Origin of the sequence: Clostridium sp. MCC345, assembly GCF_018785345.1 — a bacterium.
GTDB classification, from domain to species: Bacteria; Bacillota; Clostridia; order Lachnospirales; family Anaerotignaceae; genus Anaerotignum_A; species Anaerotignum_A faecicola.
This window is the reverse complement of the sequence record NZ_WQPP01000062.1, coordinates 3,128-10,249: the sequence shown is the minus strand read 5'-3', so window position 1 is coordinate 10,249 and position 7,122 is coordinate 3,128. Positions and strand designations below refer to the sequence as shown.

Sequence of the window (7,122 nt, the reverse complement as noted above, 5' to 3'; positions counted from 1 at the left end):
GCGTCTGCTCCGTGAGGAAGTCCGCAAAATGTGACTTCTTTTTGGATTTGATGAAAAAGTCCTTGACTTTTCGTCTCTGGCAAGACAGCCAAAAGCATCTTGATTTCCTGCGGTGCAAGACTGGCTCCCTTTGATATTCCCCAGCTTCGGGAGATCATGTCTTATGACGAACTGGAGCTGGATAAGCTGGGGGATGAAAAATCAGCGCTGTTCTTTCTTATCAGCGACACGGACACCACCTACAACTTTTTGGTTGCCCTCGCTTTTTCGCAGATGTTCAACCTTCTGTGTGAACGGGCTGATAACACCTATGGCGGGCGTCTGCCCTACCATGTGCGGGTGCTGTGGGACGAGGCTGCCAACACCGGGCAGGTGCCGGGGCTGGAAAAGATCGTGGCCGTCATTCGTTCCCGGGAGATCAGCCTGACGCTCTTTTATCAGGCTATGAGCCAGTGCAAGGCATTGTACAAAGACCATTCCGAAACCATCATGGGAAACATGGACAGTATCGTGTTCCTCGGAGGCCGGGAGGCTTCCACCCTAAAGGATATTTCGGAAAACTGGCTGGGCAAGGCCACCATCTCTATGCAGACCGAGGGCCGAAGCCGGGGACAGTCTGAAAGTTACAGCCAGAATATGCAGCGGCTTGGCCGGGAACTGATGACCACCAGCGAGATCACCACCATGCCCGGGGATAAATGTATCTTGCAGCTTCGGGGGCTCCCGCCCTTCCTGTCCCCGAAGTATGACTTGAAAAAGCACCCGAATTACAAGTACACAGCCGAATTTGATAAAAAGAAAAACGCCTTCCGCTTGGAAAGCCTGTTCCGCCACCGGCCATTGAGACTAAAGCCGGAGGACGAATACACGGTGTACGAAGTGGACGGCTCCGACACGGACGAAGAAGCTGACCTGTTGAATTTCGATGATCTGGACAGCGACGAGTTTGTGTAACTTCGGGCCATGATGACCCGAAGCGCCGCCGATGTGGGCGGCTTTTTTTGTACCCAAAACCATCAAACAAACAAAATGGAGGAACGTATATGGAATTTTTCAATCAGGCAATCGACATTCTTAAAATTCTGGTCATGGCTCTTGGCGCTGGTCTGGCGGTATGGGGCGTCATCAACCTTCTGGAAGGTTACGGGTCGGATAACCCTGCGGCAAAATCACAGGGCATTAAGCAGTTCATGGCTAATTAAAGGGAACAAAAAGAAAGGAAAAACCAATCCAGACGGTATCAGCGGCAGGCTACAAGAATAAATTGTGATTTCACAAGATTGGTGCTATAATAAGAGAAAAGTTCCTGCCGGGGCAGCCGCCCCGGTGGTATGGATAGAAAGGCAGGAAAACAATATGCACATCAGCTATAAACCACTCTGGCACACACTGTTAGAGCGTGATATGAGAAAAGAAGATTTAAGGCTTGCCGCCGGTATGACAACGAATATGATTGCCAACATGAGCAAAGAGGGAAAGCACATCAGCATGGACACATTAGCCCGTATCTGCGAAACGCTGAATTGTGAGATTACCGATGTGATTGAGTTAGTACCAGACGAGCCTGCTTCCACAGGAGGTAAGGAACATGAGCGAATTGAAACCAAGAATAACGGAAAACGGAATTGATTATATCCTTGTCGGAGATTATTACATCCCGGACTTGAAACTGCCGGAGGAACACCGCCCTATCGGAAAGTACGGACGGATGCACCGGGAATATTTAAGGGAAGTCCACCCAGCCAGATTGAATACATTGATACTGACCGGAGAATTGTGGACATATCTTGCAGACCTGAACGAACAGGCACAGGAACGGTTAGACACCATCATGGAGCAGATGAAAACTGCCGAGGGCGTAACCGAGGAATTGAAGCGTACCCACCAAATGGAATGGGTGCAGCGTTGCAATAACATTCATAACCGGGCAGAAGAAATTGTTTTGCATGAGATGATTTATTCATAACGGGAGCAATTAAATCGGAGGTATATAAGATGATTGAAATTGTATTTGGTGAAAGTGCCTGTGGAAGTTTGAAAATTGCCCAAACTTACGGCAAGGGAAAGTATAGAGGAAGTGCTGTTTCAATATTTATGAGGCATGAAGACGGGAGTGTTCCATCTTCAGATGAAATGAAAAAAGCACAGCTTCAAGCACAGGAACAAGAACGCATTGCTTGGGAGAATGCTATTCCATTGGGAGGCAAGAGCTGTGATGTTTATTGTTTTGATATGGCTCTTAGTGTGGGAGATATTTCTGATAATGGAATTGGCGAACAGCGGAAAAATGTTTTCAAGAAAATGCTGTCTGTCTGCTTTGTAGAGGATTTAGATTATCAGGTTGAAGAAAAAATACAGAAAATTAAAACTACATTGACCTCAGTGATTGAACGATATGTAGCTGGGGAAGAAATTCGCATTTGGTATAGCTATAATCCAGATGAGCTTTGTGGTATGTATTGGCTTATGAAACAACTTCAACCCTTAAACTGCCAGACAACAATTTATTTGGTTAAGTTACCTACATGGGAATATGGAAAAGAAAATACTATGACATCCAAAATAGCATGGGGCGAGGTCTCTCCTGGCGAATGGGGAAACTATATAACTCTACAAGAGAAAGCTAATCCTGTATTTCTTTCAGCTTGTGCTATGAAATGGAATCAACTTCAAAATGAAAATGCACCTTTGCGTGCAATGTTAAATGGTAAATTGCAAAGCGTTTCAGAAGATATATATGATAGTTTCATTCTTCGTGAAATTGCGGAACAGCCAGAGCAATTCAAAATGGCTATTGTCATAGGTAATGTTTTAGGAAAATATCAACTTGGAATTAGTGATGTATGGATTTCCAATCGCATTGATAAAATGCTTGAAGATGGTGTGTTGGAAATTATACAGGACGCACCAAAGGGAGAAACAAATTATCGCCGAATATTAAGAAAACGAATGAAGTAATAACCACAGCACAAACCGCTGCTACATGGAATCCAACAAACCATGCAACAGCGGTTTTCCTTTACCGTTTTTTCCTCTGGTTGATAGGCGTTCCCGTTTTCTTTGATTTTTGGAGAATCCGAATAAGCCAGCGAAATTCTTCATCTGACAGATTTTTATAGTTGATACCGAGCTGCTTGCAGTAAAGCACTGCCAGTTTTTCCAAACGGCTGCCCTTGAAATTTTCGACCGCTTCCAGATTTTCTTTCAGTTCATTGGCAACAGTGGTCTGGGGCGCACTCTCACTATCCTTTTTATGGGTTTCCCGAATATCCCGGATAATCAGGTTTAGGTCATCCAGAACCATGTGGCTGAAATATTCATCATCACTGATATGGGCGGCTTGCAGCACTTTCAAATGTGGGTCATCTTCGCCAGGGCGATACCGTTCTATGATTTCATGTCGGACAGTATCGACAAGGGTGTTGAGGTTTTGAATCTGCATGGTGGCAATCCCATCCACATAAATCTCAATGTCCGCAAGAAACTTGATAAAGTCCTTATGGGTGGCAAGTTCGCAGAGCAGACGGTTGTTGATCCGACCGCTTTTCAGAAGTGCAACCATTTCATCGTTCAAATGCAGCTCCGTCAGTGGCGTGTTGATCTGCTCCCTGTTCTCTGTCCGGCACAGCAGATAATCGACGGAAACCCCATAGAAGTCTGCCAGCGTGATAAGGTTGCCATGATTGATTTCCTTAAAATCTTCTTTTTCATAACTGCCAAGGGCTGATTTAGAAATACCCGTTAGTTTTGATAGTTCTTCCAGATTTAAGCCTTTGTCCTTGCGGAGTTCCCAAAGGCGTTCCTGTATGCTTGTTGCTCCTTTCATGGGCACACGCTCCTTTCCAACGGTTTCATTGCTGCCGCTTATCTGGATTATATCACACTTTCCGTAATCGTGGAAATTTCTGATTTTTACCCTTAATTCCTACTTTGTGGACATACGGCACAGGGCACAAAAATGTTCTATGATACAGGTAGTTCATCGATGGATTATTCCAATCGAATGACCAGCCTGTGTGGGATATGCTTCCCCGGCGATGTAGCGCCATGAATTTTGGCAGGGATATGGAGGAACCCTGACCAAAACGAGCGTACCAAAGGGAGCGATACGCCGCTGTGAGATTCAGGGGAGGAACGACACCGGGGAGAACTGGCGAACTGACACCGAAATGATACCGAAATGATACCGAAACACGACAACCTGATAGGGGGATAGTCTACCCTATCGCTGATACTTCGGGAGATTTTAGGCGGTTCTATGACTGTAATTTTGCCGAAAATCGCCCCGAAACCATACACTAAAACGGGAGGAAGCGCAATATGCCGAGAATGAGCAAAAAGAGGAAGCATGAGCTTTCCTTTTACCTCAATGACCGGGGGCGTGTCACTTACAACGAATTATGCCGGAAATGCCAGCATGGGTGCAGGCAGAGCTTCCGGGCGGTTGTGGTTGACTGCCCCCGTTATTTATCCAAACGAGCAAGGAAAAAGGAGGAAGACACCGAATGAATTTTGAATTTATGACGATAGACACACCATTGCCGCCCTGTATGCCCTTTCCCAGAGCGTTGACAGGATTTCCAGTCAGCAGCACCGCAAAGGTCATGTACTGCCGGATGTTGGACGCTATGCTCTCCAATGGGCAGGAGGACGAGAACGGAATCCTGTTTGTCTGCTTCCCTGTCACAGCCATTGCCGCAGTCCTGTCCCGCAGTCCCATGACGGTCAAGCGTTCTCTGAATGAACTGGAAACCGCCGGACTTATCATGCGGGTGCGTCAGGGCGTTGGAGAACCAAACAGGATTTATGTGCTGATACCGGGAAAGGAGGACGCTGCCCTTGCCTGATACCTCAAAGCTGGAAAAACTCAATCGGGAGTTGGAGAAAAGCGAAAAGAAACTGCGGAAAGCCATCAATGATGAAAAGGCATTGCAGCACCAGTTAAAGCAGCTTACCCGAAAGGAACGGACGCACCGGCTCTGTACTCGTGGCGGTATGCTGGAAAGTTTTCTGCAAGAGCCGGAACGCCTGACAGATGATGATGTCATGCTGTTGTTGAAACTCATTTTTCACAGGCAGGACACGCAGGAACTATTGAAAAAACTGCTGGAACGGGAGAAGCCGGAAACCCCTTAGTTTACTAAGGGCGCAATTATACACCACCCAGAGGTTGGCGCATTGCGTTCTCCGAAGGCTCCTCGCCGGAGGGCTGTGATTTTCCGCAGTCATGGTCTGCTCCAAATCAAACAGGGGACGCTACGCTTCCCCTGCGCTGGCTGCCGCCAGCTACCCTTTTGTGGACTTGCCATCTGGGGACATCTTGCATTGCAAGTTGTTCCCAGCCGACAAGTTTCATAAAATACGCTATCTTTTCGATAGGCAATGAAGTATAATAAAATTACCAATAAATCAAAAATTGGCGAAGGAGTTGATTGATGGACATGATTAGAATACTTCAATTTTTAGTATTGGCTTTTGGTTTAAAAGAATTGTTTAATGCAATGGAATATCACAAACAGAAGAAAAAGAAATGGGTAATTGCCTCTTTATGTATGGGCATTTTTGCCTGTGCTTGTGCAATTATTTCAATAACAGGTATTCTGTAAGTCGGAATTGATAAGGAAAAGGAGGATACACAGATGAAAACAGTAATTCTTTATAATATTATTTCTCTTATCATCATCTTTGTTTTGATTTTTGTCCTAAGAATTGTCAGTAAGAGTGATTTACGTAAAAATCAACAACTTATTATTAAAGTCATTACAACTATTTTAATTGTTTGTGTAATAGCATTTGTGCTTTTTATTGATGCAATAGCAGTTGGCATTATAGGACCTGTTCCAAATTAACAATCCCAGTTTACCATCCGCACATCGGGTCAATTTGCCCCGAACTTTCACAACTAAATACCCGCCGCCCATACAGCGGCACACCAAGCAGGAAATCTGAAAAAGGTCTCCTGCTTTTTTTCTGCCCAAAATGAGGTGGTAAAACGCCACCCCATCCACCAATTACCGAAAGGAGGGACACGAAATGCCCTGTCCACACAACGAAATCACGATTGTGCAGCGCAGCCAGCGACAGTCTGCGGTTGCCGCCGCTGCTTACCAGAGTGGCGAAAAGCTGTTCTGTGAATACGACCAGCAAGTGAAGCACTACCCGGAAAAGCGTGGTATCGTCCACAATGAAATCCTGCTCCCGGCAAATGCCCCGCCGGAGTATGCAGACCGCAATACCCTATGGAACGCCGCCGAAGCTGTGGAAAAACAATGGAACTCCCAGCTTGCAAGGCGGTGGGTGCTTACCATCCCCAGAGAGATACCGCCTGACCAGTACGCTGTCCTTGTCCGGGAGTTTTGCCAGCAGCAGTTTGTTTCCAAAGGCATGATTGCTGATTTTGCCATCCATGACCCCCATCCGCCGGGACACAATCCCCACGCCCATGTCCTGCTCACTATGAGGGCAATGGACGAACATGGGAAATGGCTTCCCAAGAGCCGCAAGGTTTATGACCTTGATGAAAGCGGAGAACGGATAAAACTTCCGTCCGGCAGGTGGAAAAGCCACAAGGAGGATACGGTTGATTGGAACGACCAGAAGTATTGTGAAATCTGGCGGCATGAATGGGAGGTCATCCAGAACCGCTATCTGGAAGCCAATGACCGCCCGGAGCGTGTGGACTTGCGTTCCTATGCCAGACAGGGGCTTGATATAGTCCCCACTGTCCATGAGGGGGCTGCTGTCCAGCAGATGGAAAAGCGTGGTATCCAGACGAATATCGGCAACCTGAACCGGGAAATCAGAGCCGCCAACAGTCTGATGAAGTCCATCCGGCAGCTTATCCAAAACCTCAAAGGCTGGATTACCGAGCTGGGTGAAAAACGGAAAGAGCTGCTTGCGCAAAAAGCGGCGGAGGAAGCAACGCTTCTTCCCAATCTGCTGATGAAGTATATGGAGATACGAAAGGAAGAACGGAAGGACTGGACAAGGGCTGGACAGAACCGGGGGACTTCACAGGACTTAAAGGCAGTCAGCGAAGCCCTATCCTATCTCCGGCAAAAGGGGCTTTCCACTGTGGAGGACTTAGAAGCATTTCTGGAATCTTCCGGGAAATCAGCCGCA

General features: G+C 46.8%; 10 protein-coding genes and 2 pseudogenes. 11 read left to right on the top strand and 1 reads right to left on the bottom strand.

Annotation, left to right across the window (positions count from 1 at the left end):
• Positions 1–75: 75 nt before the first annotated feature.
• From GPK49_RS11080 to GPK49_RS11060, 5 genes and pseudogenes are all read left to right on the top strand, one after another.
• Positions 76–954 (top strand): annotated as a pseudogene (locus GPK49_RS11080) (VirD4-like conjugal transfer protein, CD1115 family); the annotation flags it as partial.
• An 89-nt stretch (positions 955–1,043) separates the two neighbouring features.
• A pseudogene (locus GPK49_RS11075) lies at positions 1,044–1,196 on the top strand (Maff2 family mobile element protein); the annotation flags it as partial.
• Between the two features lie 70 nt (positions 1,197–1,266).
• Positions 1,267–1,629, top strand: a complete 363-nt coding sequence (locus GPK49_RS11070) for a helix-turn-helix domain-containing protein (protein WP_022742028.1) — start codon at positions 1,267–1,269, stop codon at positions 1,627–1,629.
• Positions 1,589–1,966 (top strand): TnpV protein, encoded by a 378-nt coding sequence (locus GPK49_RS11065; RefSeq protein WP_005927690.1) that lies wholly within the window; start codon positions 1,589–1,591, stop codon positions 1,964–1,966. The genes GPK49_RS11070 and GPK49_RS11065 overlap by 41 nt, the downstream gene beginning before the upstream one ends.
• Before the next feature lie 29 nt (positions 1,967–1,995).
• Positions 1,996–2,958 (top strand): DUF3658 domain-containing protein, encoded by a 963-nt coding sequence (locus GPK49_RS11060; protein ID WP_005927687.1) that lies wholly within the window; start codon positions 1,996–1,998, stop codon positions 2,956–2,958.
• A gap of 61 nt (positions 2,959–3,019) precedes the next feature.
• On the opposite strand, the gene GPK49_RS11055 is transcribed toward GPK49_RS11060, so the two are convergent.
• Positions 3,020–3,826, bottom strand: a complete 807-nt coding sequence (locus tag GPK49_RS11055) for a helix-turn-helix domain-containing protein (protein WP_005924756.1) — start codon at positions 3,824–3,826, stop codon at positions 3,020–3,022.
• A gap of 494 nt (positions 3,827–4,320) precedes the next feature.
• Between GPK49_RS11055 and GPK49_RS11050 the strand changes: the two genes are divergently transcribed.
• The 6 genes from GPK49_RS11050 to mobQ form a co-directional block, all read left to right on the top strand.
• Positions 4,321–4,509, top strand: a complete 189-nt coding sequence (locus GPK49_RS11050) for a hypothetical protein (RefSeq protein WP_015573981.1) — start codon at positions 4,321–4,323, stop codon at positions 4,507–4,509.
• A complete protein-coding gene (locus GPK49_RS11045) occupies positions 4,506–4,847 on the top strand; it encodes a DeoR family transcriptional regulator (RefSeq protein WP_005945246.1) in 342 nt (113 codons plus the stop codon). Before GPK49_RS11050 ends, GPK49_RS11045 begins: the two co-directional genes overlap by 4 nt.
• Positions 4,840–5,136 carry a DUF3847 domain-containing protein gene (locus GPK49_RS11040; protein ID WP_002594808.1) on the top strand — a complete coding sequence of 99 codons (297 nt, stop codon included), beginning with the start codon at positions 4,840–4,842 and terminating at the stop codon, positions 5,134–5,136. The genes GPK49_RS11045 and GPK49_RS11040 overlap by 8 nt, the downstream gene beginning before the upstream one ends.
• Before the next feature lie 299 nt (positions 5,137–5,435).
• Entirely contained in the window at positions 5,436–5,606 is a 171-nt protein-coding gene (locus GPK49_RS11035; RefSeq protein ID WP_162599048.1) for a hypothetical protein, read from the top strand.
• Between the two features lie 33 nt (positions 5,607–5,639).
• Positions 5,640–5,849 carry a hypothetical protein gene (locus GPK49_RS11030; protein ID WP_015573978.1) on the top strand — a complete coding sequence of 70 codons (210 nt, stop codon included), beginning with the start codon at positions 5,640–5,642 and terminating at the stop codon, positions 5,847–5,849.
• 184 nt (positions 5,850–6,033) lie between these two features.
• The coding region (gene mobQ, locus GPK49_RS11025) for a MobQ family relaxase (protein ID WP_318283906.1) at positions 6,034–7,122 on the top strand (1,089 nt) is incomplete at its 3' end.